This is a genomic window from Campylobacter ureolyticus, assembly GCF_027277485.1.
In the GTDB taxonomy this organism is placed as follows: Bacteria; Campylobacterota; Campylobacteria; order Campylobacterales; family Campylobacteraceae; genus Campylobacter_B; species Campylobacter_B ureolyticus_B.
In genome coordinates this window covers 1-375 of record NZ_JAPXGQ010000053.1, presented here as the reverse complement: position 1 = coordinate 375, position 375 = coordinate 1, and the positions used below count along the sequence as shown (strand labels likewise).

The following is a 375-nucleotide window of genomic DNA, read 5'->3' as shown; positions in this document are numbered from 1 at the left end:
AATTGCAAGATTATTATTTTAATATGGAGGATAAAAATAAAGAAATTTATAAAACTACTAAAAATAAAATTGATAGCATGAATGATGAATTAAATATCCTTAAAAAGCAAAATGCCGAGCTTTTGGCGTTGTTTTTACAATATGTTAAAAAGAAAAATAAAAGATCATATAAACTAGCTAAACAATTAAAAGCAAACAACCAAATAATTTATAAGAAAAACAAAGCTCTTTTAAGTGAGATCAACAAACTTGATAAAATTTCATATAAAATTAATCAAATTAATGAGATGAAAATGGCTAATTACAAAGATAGGTCAGAGGCTCTTGTGTTGCTTGAAAATTTTAAATACAACTACCACAAACTCTATCCAAAAG

The 375-nt window shown here is 24.0% G+C and carries 1 pseudogene; it reads left to right on the top strand.

What is annotated here, in order from left to right:
- Positions 1-77: 77 nt before the first annotated feature.
- Positions 78-375: pseudogene (locus O6B72_RS09405) on the top strand (relaxase/mobilization nuclease domain-containing protein); the annotation flags it as partial.